Here is an 18258-nt window from a genome sequence, read left to right on the forward strand (position 1 = left end):
CTGCCATCCATTTTGATGCTCGAGCACGGCTTATTCACGTCAATCAAAGTGGGCTTCGTCACGCTCACACTGTCGATTTTTAGCGGAATGATTTTCATTCGCGATATTAGTGCCCAACACCTCACCCATAAGACCGTATTGACCCTGCTTGCGTGGGTTGTGTTCGGTGCACTGTTACTCGGACGTTGGCGCTTCGGTTGGCGCGGACGCTCGGCGGCGCGGTGGACGTTAACCGGATGGGCACTGTTGCTGTTAGCGTACGTGGGCACCCGCATCGTGCTCGAAGTGATCCTCGACCGGCAGTGGGGTTAGGCATTGGACGTTGGGTTTAGTACGCCTGAGCTTGTTGGTTTTCTGATCGGTCTGGTTTTTCTGTCGGCGTTTTTTTCCGGCTCTGAAACCGCGCTCATGCGCGTTAACCGCTATCGACTCAGCGCCAAAGCACGCGCCGGCCATCGCGGGGCGCGCATTGCCGCCACGATGCTTGAAAAGCCAGACAAGCTCATCGGCTTAATCCTCATTGGCAACAATGTGGTCAATGTTGCAATGACCACACTGTCGACCGTCATTGCAATTCGATTGGGTTGGCGTCCCGAAACGGTCGTTGTCATCCTCACGCCCATCATTGTGATCTTTGCCGAACTCGCACCCAAAACACTGGCCGCGTTCAAGCCCGAAGTGGTGGCCTATCCCGCGGCGATTGTCTATCAGCCGCTGATGATTCTCTTAAGCCCTTTTATCTGGTCAGTCAATGCGATTTCCAATGGCTTGCTCGCCATGTTCGGTGTCAGCGAAGAAGACGAGTCGCTCACGTCTTTGACCAGCGAGGAGTTGCGCCTGGCGGTGCAAGAGGCCGGCAACCTGATACCGCGCTCGCGACAAACCATGCTGTTGCGGGTGTTGGAACTCGACAGCGTCACGGTCGAGGACATTATGATTCCGCGCGCCGACATTAACGGTATTGATTTAGACAATGACTGGGAAGCGATTGTGCGACAAATTCGTCAAAGCAATCACACACTGCTCCCGGTGTACCGTGACGAATTTGAAAAGGTAGAAGGCATATTGCATTTGCGTAAAGTCGTGCCGGGCCTGCTCAACGATTCGCTATCAATTGAGTCGCTGCGCGGCGCGATCATTCCGGCTTACTACGCGCCCGAAGACACACCTCTCAATCGGCAACTGCTGAATTTCCAAAACGACCGGCACCGCATGGCGCTCGTTGTTGACGAATACGGTGACGTGCAGGGGCTGATCACGCTCGGCGACTTATTGGCTGAAATCGTCGGAGAGTTTCAAGACGATTTGCATGACGACAAACCACTCACACGTGAGATCACCCCGGGCGTTTACCGCGTTGATGGCGCGACCAACGTGCGCGAACTTAACCGCGCCATGAATTGGTCGTTCCCAACCGACAGCGCCAAAACCTTGAGCGGCTTAATTGTGGAACATCTCGAGACCATTCCCGAGCGCGGCACCCAACTGTCGCTGCATGGGTATGCACTCGAGGTGATCGATGTGCGGGACAACACGATCAAACAACTTAGCGTCGCCGCACCATCGGCCGAGGAAGCATCCGAAGATCCGGAGTAGCCCTCACGGCGGTTGACACCGACGACAGGCCAGGCCCTTAGTGAGATCGCCGGAATGCACCGTTCGCCGATTGCACCAATCTGATTGGCCGCGTACGGTTAATCCACTCGACAAGGAGTATAGCTATGCGCTTTTTAATTGTTATCGCGCTGGTCAGTCTCGCTGCCTGCGGCGGCTCGGAATCCGACACCAACGACGCCACCGAACTGCGTGATTTTGCCAAAAGTCACACCGACAAAGCGGCCCTTACCGCTCAACTTGCCGAGGCCAAAATGACGCTTCGTCTTCTTGAGCAAAGCGATCCGCAGGGCGCGGAAGTCACCGAACTCAAAGAGACCGTTGCTCAACTCGAACGGCAGCTAAAGGAATTGTGATCATGCTATCCCCACGACACCGCCTCGCTCGGATGAATTTACTGGTTGCGCTGGCGTTGACGAGCGCAGGCTGCGTACACGCGGTGAGCGAACAGGACTCGACTGCGCTGGCCCACGACACAGACGGTGTGGCGCTTGCGTGGTTGGACGGCTGTTGGCAAACGGCGGATGGGGTCACCGAAGAACAATGGACGCGTTCGGTGCATGGCGATCAGCTTTTTGGCTTTAGCGTTGCGCGCAATGGCGACCAGCGCGTGTTTTTTGAAATGTTGCGCATCGACATTGACACACCCGTGGAGCGTCTTCACGCCTATCCACGCGGCAACGGACCCACGCCCTTCGAGGCCATCGACCACACACCGCATTCGATTACATTTGCCAATGATGACAACGATTATCCGCAACGCATTCGATACACCCGACTCGGCGCTACGCTCGAGGGGTTTATTTCACTCAAAGACGGCAACAAGCCCGTGTCGTGGATCTACCAGCGTTGCGACGACTCGTCTTAATCAAGCGGCCTCCGAATGTTCCACGCTACGCGTTTCAGAGCGAACCTCACCGGCAGCGCGCGATAAACCCAGCCCACCATCGCGGGCCGGTGCATCAACACGCCGTCGAGTTACGCCAGCGCCTCGATGGCGCCGATCAAGCGCTTAACACCGATGACTTCGATGCCTTTGATCGGTTTTTTAGGCCGATTCGCAAAGGGCACAACCGCACGTTTGAACCCCTGTTTCGCCGCCGCCGCGATTCGCTCCTCGCCATAGGGAACGGGTCGAATTTCACCGGCCAAACCCACCTCGCCGAACGCCACTGTGGCCGTCGCAATGGGGCGGTCACGAAAACTCGACATGACGGCCAGCAAGATCGGCAAGTCCGCTGCGGTCTCGCTGATGCGCACGCCACCCACGATGTTGATGAACACATCTTGCCCGGCCAAAGACAAGTTACCGTGTCGCTGCATCACGGCGAGCAACATGGCCAAGCGATTTTGTTCGTAGCCCACCGCCACCCGGCGGGGGTTACCCATCGGGCTGTCGCTGGCCAACGCCTGGACTTCAACCAACAGCGGCCGACTGCCTTCGCGGGTAATCAGCACACAGCTACCGGGCGCCGCCTCGCGATCGGACGACAGGAAAATCGACGACGGGTTTTTAACTTCTTTGACGCCTGAGTCGGTCATGGCAAACACGCCAATCTCGTTCGCCGCACCAAACCGATTTTTGGCAGCGCGCATCACGCGATAGCGACTGCCCGCATCGCTTTCGAAATACAGCACCGTGTCGACCATGTGCTCGAGCACACGCGGACCGGCGATAACGCCCTCCTTGGTCACATGCCCCACCAGAAAAATCGCCGTGCCGGACTGTTTGGCAAAACGCACCAGCTGCGCGGTGCACTCACGAAGCTGTGTGATGGTGCCCGGCGCCGATGCAATCTCACCGCTGTACATGGTCTGCACCGAATCGATTACCAACACACCGTGTCGTTTTTTATCGGCGGTCGCGACGATCGCCTCCACACACGTCTCGGCGAGCAACGTCACCGGTGCCTGCGCCACGCCCAGTCGGCGCGCGCGCAGTCCAATTTGTTCGAGGGATTCCTCGCCGCTCACGTACATGGCGGTCGTGTGTTCGCAAAGAGCCGCGACCGCCTGCAGAAGCAAGGTCGATTTGCCGATGCCCGGATCACCACCGATTAAACTAATCGAGCCCGGCACCAGCCCACCGCCGAGCACGCGATCAAGCTCGCCAATGCCCGTTGAGAGCCGAGGTTTTGCGCTGTCTGGCGCAGCCGCCAGCGACTGCGTCGCGCGCTCCCCGGCATAGCCACCCGCGCGCACCGACACCAGCCGACCCGTGCTCTCCTGCAGCGTATTCCAGTCACCACATTCCGGACACTGACCCGACCATTTCGGGGCCGTGGCGCCACAGGACTGGCACACATAGACGGATTTTTCACGGGGCATGGCGGTGCAATCATCGAGGTGGAAGGCCGGGATCATAGCACGCGTTTTTGGCCCTCAGGCAATCCCTAAAAATCGGCACTGCGTCACACTATAACTGTAACTTTTACAGTCTGTTATGTTCTATAATCACCGGTAAAATAGCGACTGATGCGAATCTGTGAAAAAAGCGTCACACATCCTGGGCAACGATTGGCTCGTCGGGCTGATTTACACCGCACTCTTCGCGGTGACGGCCCTATGGCTCGCGAATGGCGCGTTTCGGAGCCTGGAAAGCGCCGCGTACGATCGCTTGATGCGAGGGCTGGATCTGCCCGCCTCCGACCGCATTGCCGTCATTGAGATCGATGACAAAAGCATCGAGGAGCTCGGCCGGTTCCCCTTTTCGCGTGATCTGCACGAGCGTATGACCACGCTGCTCACCAATGGCGGTGCCAAGGTCATCACCTATGGCATCACCTTTCCCGAATCCCAGATTGACCCCGGGCGCGACACGCTTGTGGAGCTGAAAGAACGGGTCGACGCGCTGGTGCGCGAGTCGGGAGACGACAGCCGCGTCAGCCAAAGCGCGGCATCGATTGCGTCCGCGCTCGACGATGGGCTCCGCGACCTCAACTATGACGCGCGCCTGGCCGCCAGCTTCGACGCGGCCGGCAACGTCATCATTCCGATGACCTTCACGCCGGGCGAACCTGTGGGTAACCCCGATCGAGCACTGCCCGACTACCTGGCCGGGCAAGCGCTGAGCAGCGACGCAACATCGGTCGCCCTACCGGCCGACAGCGTGACGCTGCCGATTGACACACTGGCCACACGTGCGGCCCGGCTGGGTCATCTTGGTCAATACCCTGATCAGCACGACGGCACATTGCGCCAGGAGGTGCTGGCCGTGCGGTATTGGAACGAGGTATTTCCGTCGCTCGCGCTCAACACCGCGGCCGCCGCACTCAACCTTGAGCCGTCGGCACTCATCGCGGATGCCGCTGGCGTAACCTTGGGTCCGCGCACGTTGCGCACCAATTCAGTCGGTCAGTTTTACCCGGTGTTTTACCGCGGCGACGCGTTTTCGGTCGACAGCTACAGCGATGTCTTTTCCGCCAAGATTCCCACCGATAAATACCGCAACCAAGTGGTGCTCATCGGCGCCAGCGCGCTGGGTGTCGGCAACCGCTTTGCCACGCCCGTCGATCCAGACATGTCACCGGCGATGGTGCTTGCGCACAATGTGTCGAGTATTGTGCAAGGACACCGCATTGAACGACCCGCGTGGGTGATGTGGGCTGAACGCGCGCTGCTCGTTTTGCTGGCTGTGTACATTTTGTTTGTTTTACCCAAACTGCGCTCGCGCACGGCCTTTTTGGTCACCGCCGCCTTGGCTATGGCGATGGTGGCCACTGCGACAGGGCTGTTTTCGAGCCTGCTCGTGTGGGGTCAGGTAATGACGCCATTGCTCTTCTTACTCGGCGGCCATCTGGTGATGACCGTCAAACGGTTCGGCGTGGTTGAGCGGCTTCGCGCCAGTTCCGATGAGGCCAGTGCCGAGAGTAACCGTATGCTGGGGCTCGCCTTTCAAAGTCAGGGGCAGCTCGATATGGCGTTTGAGAAGTTTCGCAAATGCCCGCTTGATGATTCGCTGATGGAGCCGTTGTACACACTGGCGCTAGACTTTGAGCGTAAACGGCAGTTCAACAAGGCTGGCGCTATCTATACCTACATGGCGCGTCATAACCCCACTTACCGCGATTTGCCACAGCGCATCGCGCGCAATCAGTCGTTAGACGAAACCACCGTGCTTGGACAGCCCGCTGCCGTAGCCCAGACTCGACTGCTGATCGACGAGGACGGTGGCCTGCAAAAACCGATGCTCGGGCGCTACATGGTCGAAAAAGAAATTGGCCGCGGCGCGATGGGTACCGTCTACTTAGGACGCGACCCCAAGATCAATCGTGTCGTGGCCATCAAAACCATCGCATTGAGTGAAGAGTTTGACGAGGACGACTTGGCCACGGCGCGCGAACGCTTTTTCCGCGAAGCCGAAACCGCCGGACGTCTTAACCATCCGGATATTGTCACGGTCTATGACGCGGGTGAAGAGCTTGATCTGGCCTATATTGCCATGGAGTTTTTGGACGGCGAGGAGCTGAGTCAAGCCACGGGCCAAGATTCGCTGCTACCGGTCAATGCCGTGCTCAAAATTGTAGCGCGCGCGGCCGAAGCGCTGTCCTACGCCCATCGCCAGGATGTGGTGCACCGGGATATCAAACCCGCCAACATCATGTTCAATCGTGAAACCAACGATATCAAGATTACCGACTTCGGCATCGCCCGAATCACCAATTCATCAAAAACCAAAACCGGTATTGTGCTGGGCACACCGTCCTACATGTCTCCGGAACAACTCGCCGGTCAAACTGTGACCGGCCAGTCAGATTTATTCTCTCTGGCTGTTACCCTGTTTCAGCTATTGACTGGCCAACTTCCGTTTCGTGCGGATTCCATGGCCACATTGATGTTTAAAATTGCCAACGAGGCGCATACGCCGCTGCACGCCGTGCGGCCAGAGCTACCGCCTCAGCTGGCGCATGTGATCGACAAAGCGTTATTGAAAGATCCAGCCGACCGTTATCGCGACGGCATGGAAATGGCCCACGACATCCGCGAGTGCCTGCAGCACCTCGCGGCGTAGTGAATGAGCAATGAGTCTGAAAGGTAAAATCGAGCATTACGCCGTCACGGATACCGGCATGGTGCGTGACCATAACGAAGATGCCGTGGGCGCTGACATGGACATCGGTCTGCTGGTGCTGGCCGACGGCATGGGCGGCTATAATGCCGGCGAAGTGGCCAGCGGCATCGCGGTTGGCACCACAGTCGACATCATCAGTGACTTTGCTAAACGCGAAAAGCGCGATGCGATCGACGAGGAAACCGGCCTCATGCGGCAAACCGTGGCGCTGCGCGACGCTGTCGTTCGGGCCAACAAAATTATTTACCAAACCTCCAAGTCCAAATCGGAATGCGAAGGCATGGGCACCACGATTGCCGCGGCGCTGTTTTACAATAATCGCATCTCGATCGCCCATGTGGGCGACTCGCGCGTGTATCGGCTGCGGGATGGCCAGTTCAGCCAGGTCACCAGCGACCATTCATTGCTGCGCGAGCTGGTTGACCGCGGTTTTTATTCCGCCGAAGAGGCTCAGCGGTCGCTAAATCGGAATTATGTGACACGGGCACTGGGGATTGAACCCAAGGTTGAGGTAGAACTAACCGAGGAAGCAGCCCTGCCGGATGACATCTATGTACTGTGCTCAGATGGCCTCACGGATATGGTTGAAGACGAGGATATTCACTTAACTATCAGCACGTTTAATGCTAATCTTCACACGGTAGGTCAACAGTTGATCAGACTGTCGAACGACAATGGGGGGAAAGACAACATCTCTGTTGTCGTGGCCAAAGTTGTGAAGCCCTTCGGTGAAAGTAGCACATTGCTTAAAAAACTAAGCAATATCTTTAGTTAACAGGTAAGAGAGCAACCCATGGCGCGCCTAGTACTGAGCTTAGATGGACAGGTTCTTGCAGAATATAATATGCAAAAAGAACGATATACGGTGGGTAGACTACCGGATAACGATGTCCGCATTGACAATCCCGCAGTGAGTGGCCATCACTCGCTGGTGATCAACATTCTCAATGACTCGTTCCTTGAGGACCTCAACAGCACAAACGGCACGTACGTCAACGGCAAACTGGTGAAAAAGCATGCGCTTCAGCATGGCGACGTGGTGACCATCGGCCATCATCAGCTGCGTTTTGTCGATGACGACAAAGAGGATTCGGTCGACGACGAATTTGAAAAAACCATGATCATCCGACCCGGCGATCAGTCCGGCGCCCCGAGCATGGACAACGTGGAAGACGCTGTCCGCGCAGCCGGTGCCGCGCCCGAATCGATGGGCAGCCAGCCGGTAGCGGCAGCGACCGACACCGCGGTGGCCGATGAGCGCTCAGCCGAGGTGTTGCGTCCTCATCCACACACCGAGACGATGGCCGAAAAAGAGGTGGGGGCACGCGCCCTACCCCAGGCCAAACTCCAGGTTCTCAGCGGCGCGTTTGCCGGTAAGGAACTCGTACTGACCAAGGCGCTCACAACCTTGGGGCGTCCCGGCGTTCAGGTGGCTGCGATCACCCGACGCGCAGAAGGGTATTTTGTCGTTCATGTCGACGGAGGGGCCGCTGGCAATTATCCGATCGTCAACGGCAAACCCATCGGACCGCAGGCAAGACGTCTGACCGACAACGATGTGATTGAACTGGCCGGCGTTAAAATGGGCTTCTTCGAAAGCTGATTGATGCCGCATCGATAGAATGACGGGTCGCGATTTCGATCGCGGCCCGTTTTTTTATTTCCCCACACTCCATACTGAGGACCTCACGATGCGCAAGGCGATTTACACCGACGAAGCACCGGCTGCCATTGGCCCTTATTCACAAGGGGTCTGGAGCGACAATCGTTTGTATGTGTCCGGTCAAACGCCCATTGACCCCGGCACGGGCCAGCTGGTCGACGGCGACATCACCGCACAGACGCAGCGCGTTTTCGATAACCTGCGCGCCATTCTTCGCGAGGCCGGTCTACGATTTGAGCACGCGATTAAACTCAACGTGTACTTGATTGATATGGCCGACTTTGCGGCGATGAATGCGGTGTACCAAGAACAGTTTGCCGCGCCTTTTCCGTCACGAACGACCGTGGCCGTCGCGGGTCTGCCCCTTAATGCGCGCGTTGAAATCGAGCTCATCGCGCGCAGGCCAACGGCCTAACGCGCCGCACATTGCCAGAAACCGTCCTGCGCTAGGCCGTCGGACGATAGCGTGCTGTGAGTTCATACTGAACAAGATCGTCTATAGTCAGCACGGGGATCTCATGCGCAAGTCCGTAGCGCACCACGTCGGGCGTACGGGCCATGCGCCCATCAGGCAAACACAACTCACACAAAACGCCCGCCGGCTCGAGTCCCGCCAGCACCATTAATGCGAGGGTGCCTTCAGTATGCCCGCGTCGCTCACTCAATCCTCCCGGGGCGGCGCGCAGAGGAAAGACATGCCCCGGCCTGAGCAAATCGTCCGGTTGGGCATCGGGCGCACACGCGGTGCGCACAGTCTCTACGCGATCCGCCGCCGAGACGCCGGTTGTCACGCCATCTCGCGCCTCAATTGAAACGGTAAATGCGGTGCCGTTTCGACTTGAATTAGCGACTACCATGGGCGGCAGGGCCAGTTGTTTGACACGTTCGGCGTCGAGACACAAGCAGACGATTCCGCTGCAGTCACGAATCAGCCGTGCCATCTGCTCAACGGACAAATGCTGCGCGGAGTAAATCAAGTCCCCTTCATTTTCACGGCCTGGATCATCCAACAACAACACACCCTGGCCGGCACGCAATGCCTCGATCGCTCGAAGAACGCGTTGATGCGGACTGCCAAAATGCTCGCTGACTAAATCGGTCATAACCACTCCCCAGTTTTCGATACCGCAACACACGGCATAGCAACACGCTTGGGGGTGATGAAAAGTATGGCTGCGGCACAGCCTCACCGCACACTGATGTGCGCAGACACGACTCTCTCATCCGGACTCTCACCGTCGGCTCTGGATTCGCACCAGATCTGCTGGACCCTGATGGTGGCGTCGACATCACAGAATGTGGTGACCGATCCGGTATCAGGCGCTCGCGGGCTTGTCGTGCTGTTACGACTTACCGCCGGTAGGGAATTTCACCCTGCCCCGAGTACGGCAGCAATCTACCTCGACCGCGCGTGAGCGTCAATCGCCGATGCGTTGGGTGTTAAATCACTCGACTGAACATTCTTCGTGCGATCAGGCCCTCGGCGAGGGAACGCGTACCGCACCTCCCATTCACGCCGAACGATCAATGAGTTGCTGAATGGTCTGATGGAATTCGTACACTTGATGCTCGGCACTCCCGAGCGTTACTTTGTCGATGGTGCCCGAGGACAAGCCACGTTGGCCGAGCTGTGCGGCGCGAAAATCTTCACTGTAAAACACGCCGCCATCGATCAAATCAAAACTCTCGCGCCAATGTTCCAGTTCGTCGGGGCTGTCGGGTAGTGACGGCACAATCATGTAGTCAATCACCGTCGACTCTTCAATACTGATTGGGTGAATGAACATAACATTCAGATAGTCCGGACTGGCCACAATGACGGTTGCGGGCATTAGATTAAAAGAAAAAGTCACATTCACACGCATCGCGTCGAGCGGTTGGTCGGGCACAATGTCGCGAAAGTGCTTGCGCGCCACCGCACTTCGAAAATGCAGTCCAACCCGATCGCCCACTGCAACCGAATCAGCAAAGAACGGTGCAATCGTGTTCTTGTGTAGCCGCTGTACGTGATAAGACTCTGAAAAGGCATCCATCAGCAGCTTCCAGTTAGCCGCGACGGTGTACGAGCGTTTTTCAAACACCTCACCACGCGTCATACCTAATGCCTCAAAATCATCGACGAGGCTGCCCAACACTGAGTCTTCAAACGGCGCCTCGTTGAGCCGCGTCCAGATCAAGCCACCCGATTCACGTACCGGGAGAGAACGTAACGAGTACTTGGCTTTATTCAGTCCGGGAAACGTATCGGGTTGTGGCAAGCCTTGGAGACGACCATCGAGGCGGTAGGTCCAGGCGTGGTACGGGCAAACCAGGCGACTGTGCACTTGCCGTTCGTCCGACTCCACCAATCGCGTACCGCGATGCTGACACACATTGATTAAGACATGGGCCTCGCCCTGCTTGTCTCGCGTGACAACAAGTGGCAGGCCATAGTGATCGTGTGTGACAGACTCGCCCGGCTTGAGGTAGGCCGATGGCATTAGCGGAACGGGCAAGCGATGAAACACGGCCTCGCGCTCTGCGCTGAGTCGATCCGGGTTTAGGTAGTGTTCGGCGGGTACGGTAAAAATCTGATCATGGGTCTGCGACTCAAACGCGACAAGCCGTTCGGCCAGCGCGCGTAGCCCAGGGGTCGCAAAGGCCGTTGTTGAGTGGTCAGACATACACAAAGCCAAAAATTCAATTAGTCGCCGCGATAGACGCAACCGGAAGTACAAGTCTCGCGAACCACAATTTGACTTAAGCCCGGTAGCGTTGGGACAAGTTTATGCCAAATCCAGCGAGCGAGATTTTCGCTGGTGGGGTTCTCGAGTCCTTCTATATCATTGAGATAGTGGTGATCGAGCTGCTTGAACAACGGCGCGAACGCCGCAGACACGTCCGCAAAGTCAATTACCCAACCATCGGGCTCTTTAACCTCTCCACTGACATGCACCTCGATTTGAAACGAATGCCCGTGCAGTCGACTGCACTTATGGCCAGGCGGCACGTTTGGCAAGCGGTGCGCTGCCTCGATTTGAAAAACTTTGAATACATCCATTACCACATACCAAACAAGCGGTCGAACACGCTAGGGCGCACGATACAGCGCTTCGCGATCGAATGCTACGGCAGAACAGCGCCGTGAGACGGAATTCAGGCTATTCCCTCTGAGTGCGTTGCAAACGACACTGACTCATTTTGAGTCGAACCCAACACGGCGAAAAGCGCTTCACCGGTCAGCGTTTTCGAATCGCCCGTAAACGGATCGTACGACGGCTTTTCGTCGATAAACATTTGGTGATCAAGCGTCACTTGATCCTCAGTATCAAGCAAACCCACCGGCACACAATGCGTTTGATTATCTCTTAACCGATAGACTGAATGGGTACCGCATCTGCGAAAAAACCCTCGTTCGGCCCACTTCGACGAGGCGTACACGGCAAGCGACTCACGCTCGAACGCGATTCGATTGCCACACTCGGCTGACCGATACGGTCCTGAGCCCCACTGACGGCACATGGTGCAATGACACGCTCCTACATAGGGGTTGACCTGCGCGGCTGTAAACGAAATCGAACCACATAAACACTGCCCGCTGCGATTTACCAACTGACTCACCCGCCACCTCTTGGTCACTCGACAATTCAACGAAACGCGTGGCGTCAGTATAGCAAAGCAACCGTGTGCCCAACGTTGCAGAGAGGTTGCCTCTACCGCTAACGCAGCGACTTGCGGATCACCAGTTTGAGCGCCGACCAAGTGGCGTCAACGGCGCACACTTTGATATCCACCAGGCCCATGGGCAGCGCCACGGCGCGGATCGTATCTTCGGTGACACGCGACGCGACTCCCGACGATTTCTTGGGCCATGACACCCAGATGACGCCATCCGGATAAATCGAGGATTGCGCTGTCTTCAGCACGCGCGCGAGCTCTTGATCGGAACGGGTAAACAGATGCCACATGTCGATTTGCGTTCGAAGTCGACTCGATACGACCACGTGTTCAGGTAGCGGTGCGATCAACGCAAGGTAATGTTTTGGCGCACCACAGGTTTTGATGCGCATGCCGGGCTTGATCCCCAGCTTGGCGGCCAGTGGACGTCCCGAGTAACCGGCGGTCTGACTCATGGTGGTCTCCTGAGGGCGTCCGGTGGCCTTTATCGAGCAAGTCATGCCGTGTAGGCGTTGCGCTCGACGTGAGCGCAACGATTCAACTACGACTCGATCACTCCTCACTATCAGCCGCGTAGTGGCGCAGCGATTGGCTCAACGGACGTCTATCAATACTCGATTAGTCATCATCTAAATCATCGAGCTCATCAAGCTGTGACGATAGAGTATCCAGCGCAGACTGATCAAGACCAGCCATCGGAAAATCGGTCGTCGACACCGTCGCTGATTCGGCGCTGTCCCCAGACAACAGCGCGTCAAGTCCCTGCATACAGCGATCCGCCAATCCGTCAATCACGCTCGTCTCAAACTGGTCTGGACCATACGCCCAATCGATATGCAATTGGCCTTCGCGAACAAAGGCATTGAGTTCCAGCTGATACGCGCGGGTCAGATCAGCACGCCGTGTTTGTCCAAAGCGCGCGTCGTCGAGACTCAGCACGCGTCCGTCTCCCGATTCTTCACGACCCAGATAATTGAACAGCACCGTTGACCGGGGCGCGGCGCGCAACGCCGTGCGAGTCGGTGTGTCGTCGCTCAAATAGGCGAGCACGCCGTGACTCAATCCGTTGTCGGGGACAATGCGCAGACGCTCTTTGACGTCTTTAAGCGCACCGTGCCACGTCGTATCGGTCAGCGCAAAAACAACCGGAAACACGGTTGTGTACCAACCGATGGTCTGTGAGATGTCCACGCTGTCGGTCAGTGACTCACGCCCGTGCCCCTCAAGATCGATGGCGATAGTCTCGCCCTCAGTCCAGTCAAGCAATGTCCGTACAACCGCACTAAGCAACACTTCCTGCACCGACGCGCGCAACGTTTTGGTGCGCTCGGACACAAGGGCCTGTGTGTGCGCAGAATCGAGTGTGCGGGTAATCCAACGACAGTTCCCTTCGTCATTACCGCCGGCGCGCGTGGCCGGTAAGCTGGTCGCCTCATGCTGTGCTTGCGCGAGCCAAAAGGCTTTACTCCGCTCGAAGCGCCCTGCTCGCTCAAGTTTAGCCAACTGTTCGCCCCACTCCGTTATGCCACCTGAGATCGCCACCTCGCCGCCGTCCAACAACGCCTCGAGGTCCGCCACCATCACCTGCCACGACACCGCGTCCACGATCAGATGGTGCGCGCAAAGCAGGACATAGCCCGGTTCGCATTGAGTGAATAGCACGGCACGCAGGAGTGGCCCGCGGTCAAGTTGCATAGCGGCATTCTCACGGCTGGCCTCGTGCCGCATTTCCTCGCGCTGATCCGCGTTAGAGTTTGCTACGAGCGCATGTAGGCGCACCGCACTGGCCAACGAACGATTCACCGTGGCATTTACCGACTCACCCTCAACGTGAAACGTGGTGCGTAATGCCGAGTGACGCTGCATGAGTTGATCGAGGGCAGTCTTGAGCACCCCCATCGCCAACGGTTTTTCCAGCCTGAACAACATCGACTGGTTCCAGTGGCCCGATTGTGTGCCAAAGACATTGAAGAACCAGTGCTGAATGGGCGTAAGCGCAAGCTCGCCTTCCAGGCGGACCGACGACTTCTGCGGTTGCGTGGATTCAGTCTGCTCCTCCTGCACGACCCGCGCGAGCGCCGAGATAGTCGGATGAGCGAACAGCGCGTCCGGCTTAATGCGGATGCCCGCCTTCGCGGCCCGAGACAGAATGCGGATTATCTGCAGTGAGTCGCCACCCACTTCGAAGAAGTTATCGAACACACTGATTTCATCAAAACCCAGTACCTCACACCATATGTCCGTCAATGTTTGCTCAATCGCGTTACGTGCGGTAGTCAGATCAGCTGATGGCGCGTCGGGCGAGTCCTCCGTCCACAACCGAGCCCGCATCGCTTCGCGATCAAGTTTGCCCGTGGCCGTGAGAGCAAGCTCGGTCGTCTGCACAAATCGTTGAGGAACCATATGCTGGGGAAGCGCGCTGGTGCAGCGCTCGCGCAAGCGCTCCGCCTCGATCGGTTGGGCGGATTGATAAAACGCCACGAGTCGGCCGCTTTTGGATGGACTATCGCCATATGCACGTAAGCGTTCGAGCAACAGCCGTTGTTTAGCCGGTGTTAAGGCCGCCAGACGCTCGTGAAGGGTAAGTGAGTGTCGTGTGTTCATTTTGTGGCGGCGACAACGACCATCGAATCGGACCACCACGCGTCGCGCACGTTGTCGGGCAGATTGAGATTACGCACAACCTGCAGGTCGACATGACGAAAATGCGAGAACAGCAAGCGCTGATGGGTGCGGCTCAAAGAGTCCATTTCGTTGGATAGATACGTGAACACACCGCCCGGTTTGAGATGCGCGGCGGCGTGGGGAAAAAAATGATCGGCAAACGTCACGCTTTGACCGATTTGCTGCAGCAAGTCCTCTTCGTTGAGTGGATAAGTGTGAAAGAAAATCCCATCAAATTCCCCAAGGGCGGGCAGCGTGTCTTGCCAAAGGCCGTGCACAAGATGAAATTCGCTGGCTGAATAGTCTTTCCGCCACTGCTCAAAGCGCGCAACAATGGAGTCGTTACACTCGATTATCGTGTGCGAGCGAACGCCTTCATCCTGAATCATCGCCGATGACACACCTCGCCCAAATCCGATTTCAAGCACATGGCCATGACTGCGAGTAACCGCTTTGGCCATCTCCTGCATGAGCGGCAACTGCCAGTCCTCCATGATTTCCTGATCGGACAATACCGCTTGAGTTCGATCTTCCGTGCGTAAATGGCCGGCACCCGGCACAAACTCCCGAGCCAGTTCGTCCAACCGTTGCAGGTCATACATAAACTCGGTCATAGCGCTGTTAAGCAGCCAGTGTCTTTGCTGCTCCGTAGGGGGGCGGATGAACGCTTCGTCTTTAATTTGAAGCGTGACGTCCACCTCTCGCAGACGTTTAATGCGTTTGGTCATTCAAAATCCTTCTGCATAAGTTGATGGAGTGCGGACGCCACTTCGTCGTCCTCAAGCTGCTCAATCTCGGCCAGAGCGTGTGCGACAAAATCAGCGTGGGTGTCGTTCACGCTCTCCACCAGTTCAGCCAGGGCGCCGCCCACATCGCTCTCTTCAATAACAACGACGGCCGCGTCGATATCGACAAGTTCACACAGTGCAGCCTCTACCTCACCGGGTTCAACGCGAAACCCTCTCACTTTCAGCTGGTGATCGGTTCGTCCCAAAAACACGATGTCACCATCGAGTCGCATCGCAACGCGATCGCCCGTGCGGTAGTACCGCCCCGCCAGCGGTGACTCGCGATGAACGAATCGAGAATCGGTGTCGTTAACACGATTCAAATAGCCCAATGCAACGTTTGCCCCGCCCACAACCAGCTCTCCCGGCACGCCTCGCGGCACGAGTCGATCGTGACGATCCACCACGAGTGCCACCGTATTGACAATCGGCTTACCGATGGACACAGCGTTTTCCGCGCGCAACTGCGCGGCGGTAACCCAGACGCAGCTTTCACTCGGACCGTATTCGTTATGCAGAGCCACACCCGGCAACAGCGCGGCGTGCCGCTTAACCAGCGGTTGCGGACAGGCCTCGCCCGCAACGATCACCGCGCGAAGTGAGCGACACGCTGTTTGTTCAAGCTCATCGAGCATCAGGGCATAGAGACTCGGCACGCACAATGTATGGGTGACCGCCTCGGTGGTAAACACGCGGATGAGTGAGGTCACATCGAGCTCGGCTCGGTCCGCTGGCAACACGAGCTTGCCACCTGTGCAGAGTGTCCAGTAAATGCCTGCAATCGAGCTGTCGGTGGCCAGCGACGACAACAACGCAAATGCCTCGGGTGCGGCGCTATAGTAGTGCCCACGAGCCAGTGTGGAGTTCACGAGATTGCCGTGCGACACGCGAACCCCTTTGGGTTGACCTGTCGAGCCTGACGTATAAATCACGTAGGCCGTATCGCGTGGCAACGAGGTAGAGATCGCGGCTGGAGCGGGCGATGTCGAACGATCAACATACAGTCGTTCGACGTCGTCATTCGCCGCATCACGCGTTGAGGTCGTGAGCAGCAAGGGTCCGGCATCACCGGACAGCGCCTCACGGCCAGCCGATAAGTCAGCCATCACGAATTCAATGCGGCTCAACGGGTCCTTTGCATCGAGCGTTACGTACACTTTGCCCGCCATCAGGGCCGCAAGCTGTGCGACGATCGCCCAGTGATTTCGCTCACACACAATCACGCAGGCACAGGCGCCGGGATGGTTTTGCGTAATGTCGACCGCCACCTCTTCGGCCAAACGCCACATCTTGGCATAGGACACCGTTTCCTCACCCACAGCAATGGCCGTCCGTTCGGGCGTGTGTGCGACGTGTTGACGTATTTCTTCTAACACTGTGTGCGCAGGAACATCGGTGGACGCACCGAGTGCTTGCGACAAGTCGGTGCCTGCGTCGCGCAACACATCGATGTCACGAACCTGCTCGGCGCCAATCAGCTCGGCCAGTGCCGCGTCGACGGCGGCCAACATATCGGTAATCGCCTGCGCACTGAATACCGACTGATCGTGTACCGCAATCAGAGACATTGTTGGACCCGGCACAATCAGAAGCGCGAGCGGGTAATGCGAGTACTCCTCAAACAGTTGCTCGTCAAACGTCAACCGCTGATCGCCGGCGTCAAAGGAGGGGAAGTTCTCAAATACCAGCAGCGTTTCAAACAGCGGCAGACCCGCCGGCACATCGCTGGCTTTTTGGATTGCGCTCAATCCAACGTGGTCGTGTTCGCGTTGGGCTACTTGCTCGCGCTGGATGGTATCGAGCAGCGCGTCGACGCGCCCCGATAATCGGACACGCGTCGGCACCGTCGAGATAAACAATCCAGCGGTTCGGTCGATCCCCGCGAGTTCAGGCGGCCGCCCGGCCGAGGTCGTTCCGAACACCACATCCTGTCGATCGGTGTACCGTTCGAGCACCAGCGCCCACGCGGCCACAAACAGCGTGTTGAGAGTAACGCGTGAACGACGCGCAAAACTCTGTAGTCGCTCGACTTTTTCACTCGACAGCTCATACGCGGTTTGTTGAGCGGGCAGGTCAATCGCCGTCCCATCTTGCTTAAGGCGAGGCGAGGAAGGCATCGAAAAGCCAGCCAGATAGTCGCGCCAAAATGCCGTCGCGCGCGTTGTATTTTGCTGTCGCTGCCAATTCACGAACTGCTCAAAGGTCGGGGCGTCCGTGGCAATGAAATTCTGTCCTTGTACCCGCGCGGTGTAGCGTGCCTGCACATTCGCCAGCACGAGACGCATCGACCAACCATCGAGGATGAGATGCGAAAAGCTCAGCAGCATGTAGTAGCGATTATCGGCCAATCGCCAAAATTTAAGGCGCATGAGGGGCGCCTGATCCAGTACAAAGCCCGCTTCGCGGTCGCGTTTGGTGTAGGCCGCAATCGTTGTCTGTTGAGTCGCCGCACTTAATGAACGTGCGTCGTCAATGTCAAACGGTAGCTCGACTTGATTGCGCACAACTTGGAGTGGATGGTCGCGCTTTTCCCAGGTAAAGAAGGTACGCAGTATCGCATGTTCTTCGACGGCGCCGTTCCAGGCCTCACGGAGGGCATCGATATTGATGTCGCCCTCCAACTGAGCACCAAACTGGTCAAAGTAAGCGCCGGGCCGGGCCGTATCGAGGGTGTGATAGAGCAGACCCTCTTGAAGTGGCGTTAGTCGGAAGATGGCTTCGATATTGCGCGGCGTCATACGTGGCGTACCCATTCGTGTGATACAGGCCGAACGGCAAACAGGGCAGTTGGGGCGTGATAC

Annotated in this window: 17 protein-coding genes, 1 pseudogene and 1 riboswitch; of the genes and pseudogenes, 8 read left to right on the forward strand and 10 right to left on the reverse strand. The window is 57.3% G+C overall.

What is annotated here, in order from left to right; translation table 11 throughout:
• The 4 genes from ccsA to AAF465_14200 all read left to right on the forward strand — a co-directional run.
• A partial coding sequence (gene ccsA / locus AAF465_14185) for a cytochrome c biogenesis protein CcsA (protein MEM7083874.1) occupies nt 1-312 on the forward strand: 312 nt, incomplete at its 5' end.
• A 3-nt stretch (nt 313-315) separates the two neighbouring features.
• Complete coding sequence (locus AAF465_14190) at nt 316-1596, forward strand: HlyC/CorC family transporter (GenBank protein ID MEM7083875.1); 1281 nt, start codon at nt 316-318, stop codon at nt 1594-1596.
• A gap of 125 nt (nt 1597-1721) precedes the next feature.
• On the forward strand, nt 1722-1970 hold the full coding sequence (locus tag AAF465_14195) for a hypothetical protein (GenBank protein MEM7083876.1): 249 nt from the start codon (nt 1722-1724) through the stop codon (nt 1968-1970).
• A gap of 2 nt (nt 1971-1972) precedes the next feature.
• The gene (locus AAF465_14200; protein MEM7083877.1) at nt 1973-2482 is read left to right on the forward strand and encodes a DUF6265 family protein; all 510 of its coding nucleotides are present in this window, start codon (nt 1973-1975) and stop codon (nt 2480-2482) included.
• Between the two features lie 110 nt (nt 2483-2592).
• Here the strand turns inward: AAF465_14200 and radA are convergent, their stop codons facing one another.
• Complete coding sequence (gene radA / locus AAF465_14205; GenBank protein ID MEM7083878.1) at nt 2593-3942, reverse strand: DNA repair protein RadA; 1350 nt, start codon at nt 3940-3942, stop codon at nt 2593-2595.
• Between the two features lie 157 nt (nt 3943-4099).
• Between radA and AAF465_14210 the strand changes: the two genes are divergently transcribed.
• The 4 genes from AAF465_14210 to AAF465_14225 all read left to right on the forward strand — a co-directional run bounded on the left by AAF465_14210 (nt 4100) and on the right by AAF465_14225 (nt 8763).
• Nucleotides 4100-6625, forward strand: coding sequence for a serine/threonine-protein kinase (locus AAF465_14210; GenBank protein MEM7083879.1), 2526 nt, complete (start codon nt 4100-4102; stop codon nt 6623-6625).
• Nucleotides 6626-6635: 10 nt separating this feature from the next.
• Nucleotides 6636-7460 carry a Stp1/IreP family PP2C-type Ser/Thr phosphatase gene (locus tag AAF465_14215; protein MEM7083880.1) on the forward strand — a complete coding sequence of 275 codons (825 nt, stop codon included), beginning with the start codon at nt 6636-6638 and terminating at the stop codon, nt 7458-7460.
• A 69-nt stretch (nt 7461-7529) separates the two neighbouring features.
• Nucleotides 7530-8288: an FHA domain-containing protein gene (locus AAF465_14220; protein ID MEM7083881.1), complete on the forward strand. Its 759-nt coding sequence runs from the start codon at nt 7530-7532 to the stop codon at nt 8286-8288.
• An 88-nt stretch (nt 8289-8376) separates the two neighbouring features.
• On the forward strand, nt 8377-8763 hold the full coding sequence (locus AAF465_14225) for a RidA family protein (protein MEM7083882.1): 387 nt from the start codon (nt 8377-8379) through the stop codon (nt 8761-8763).
• A 31-nt stretch (nt 8764-8794) separates the two neighbouring features.
• Here AAF465_14225 and ribB read toward each other — a convergent pair whose 3' ends face one another.
• The 9 genes and pseudogenes from ribB to AAF465_14270 all read right to left on the reverse strand — a co-directional run bounded on the left by ribB (nt 8795) and on the right by AAF465_14270 (nt 18210).
• Nucleotides 8795-9451 (reverse strand): 3,4-dihydroxy-2-butanone-4-phosphate synthase, encoded by a 657-nt coding sequence (gene ribB / locus AAF465_14230; protein ID MEM7083883.1) that lies wholly within the window; start codon nt 9449-9451, stop codon nt 8795-8797.
• A 106-nt stretch (nt 9452-9557) separates the two neighbouring features.
• Nucleotides 9558-9739: riboswitch (FMN riboswitch) on the reverse strand.
• A 120-nt stretch (nt 9740-9859) separates the two neighbouring features.
• Nucleotides 9860-11011 (reverse strand): aromatic ring-hydroxylating dioxygenase subunit alpha, encoded by a 1152-nt coding sequence (locus tag AAF465_14235; GenBank protein ID MEM7083884.1) that lies wholly within the window; start codon nt 11009-11011, stop codon nt 9860-9862.
• A 20-nt stretch (nt 11012-11031) separates the two neighbouring features.
• Nucleotides 11032-11388: a 6-carboxytetrahydropterin synthase QueD gene (queD, locus tag AAF465_14240; protein ID MEM7083885.1), complete on the reverse strand. Its 357-nt coding sequence runs from the start codon at nt 11386-11388 to the stop codon at nt 11032-11034.
• Between the two features lie 95 nt (nt 11389-11483).
• Complete coding sequence (locus tag AAF465_14245; protein MEM7083886.1) at nt 11484-11642, reverse strand: hypothetical protein; 159 nt, start codon at nt 11640-11642, stop codon at nt 11484-11486.
• Nucleotides 11643-11672: 30 nt separating this feature from the next.
• Nucleotides 11673-11849 (reverse strand): annotated as a pseudogene (locus AAF465_14250) (GFA family protein).
• Nucleotides 11850-12046: 197 nt separating this feature from the next.
• Entirely contained in the window at nt 12047-12460 is a 414-nt protein-coding gene (locus tag AAF465_14255; protein ID MEM7083887.1) for a DUF3052 family protein, read from the reverse strand.
• A gap of 163 nt (nt 12461-12623) precedes the next feature.
• Entirely contained in the window at nt 12624-14609 is a 1986-nt protein-coding gene (locus AAF465_14260) for a condensation domain-containing protein (GenBank protein MEM7083888.1), read from the reverse strand.
• Nucleotides 14606-15397, reverse strand: coding sequence for a class I SAM-dependent methyltransferase (locus AAF465_14265; GenBank protein ID MEM7083889.1), 792 nt, complete (start codon nt 15395-15397; stop codon nt 14606-14608). The genes AAF465_14260 and AAF465_14265 overlap by 4 nt, the downstream gene beginning before the upstream one ends.
• Complete coding sequence (locus tag AAF465_14270) at nt 15394-18210, reverse strand: amino acid adenylation domain-containing protein (GenBank protein ID MEM7083890.1); 2817 nt, start codon at nt 18208-18210, stop codon at nt 15394-15396. The genes AAF465_14265 and AAF465_14270 overlap by 4 nt, the downstream gene beginning before the upstream one ends.
• Nucleotides 18211-18258: the final 48 nt, after the last annotated feature.

It is taken from the genome of Pseudomonadota bacterium, from assembly GCA_039028935.1.
Lineage (GTDB): Bacteria > Pseudomonadota > Gammaproteobacteria > Steroidobacterales > SZUA-146 > SZUA-146.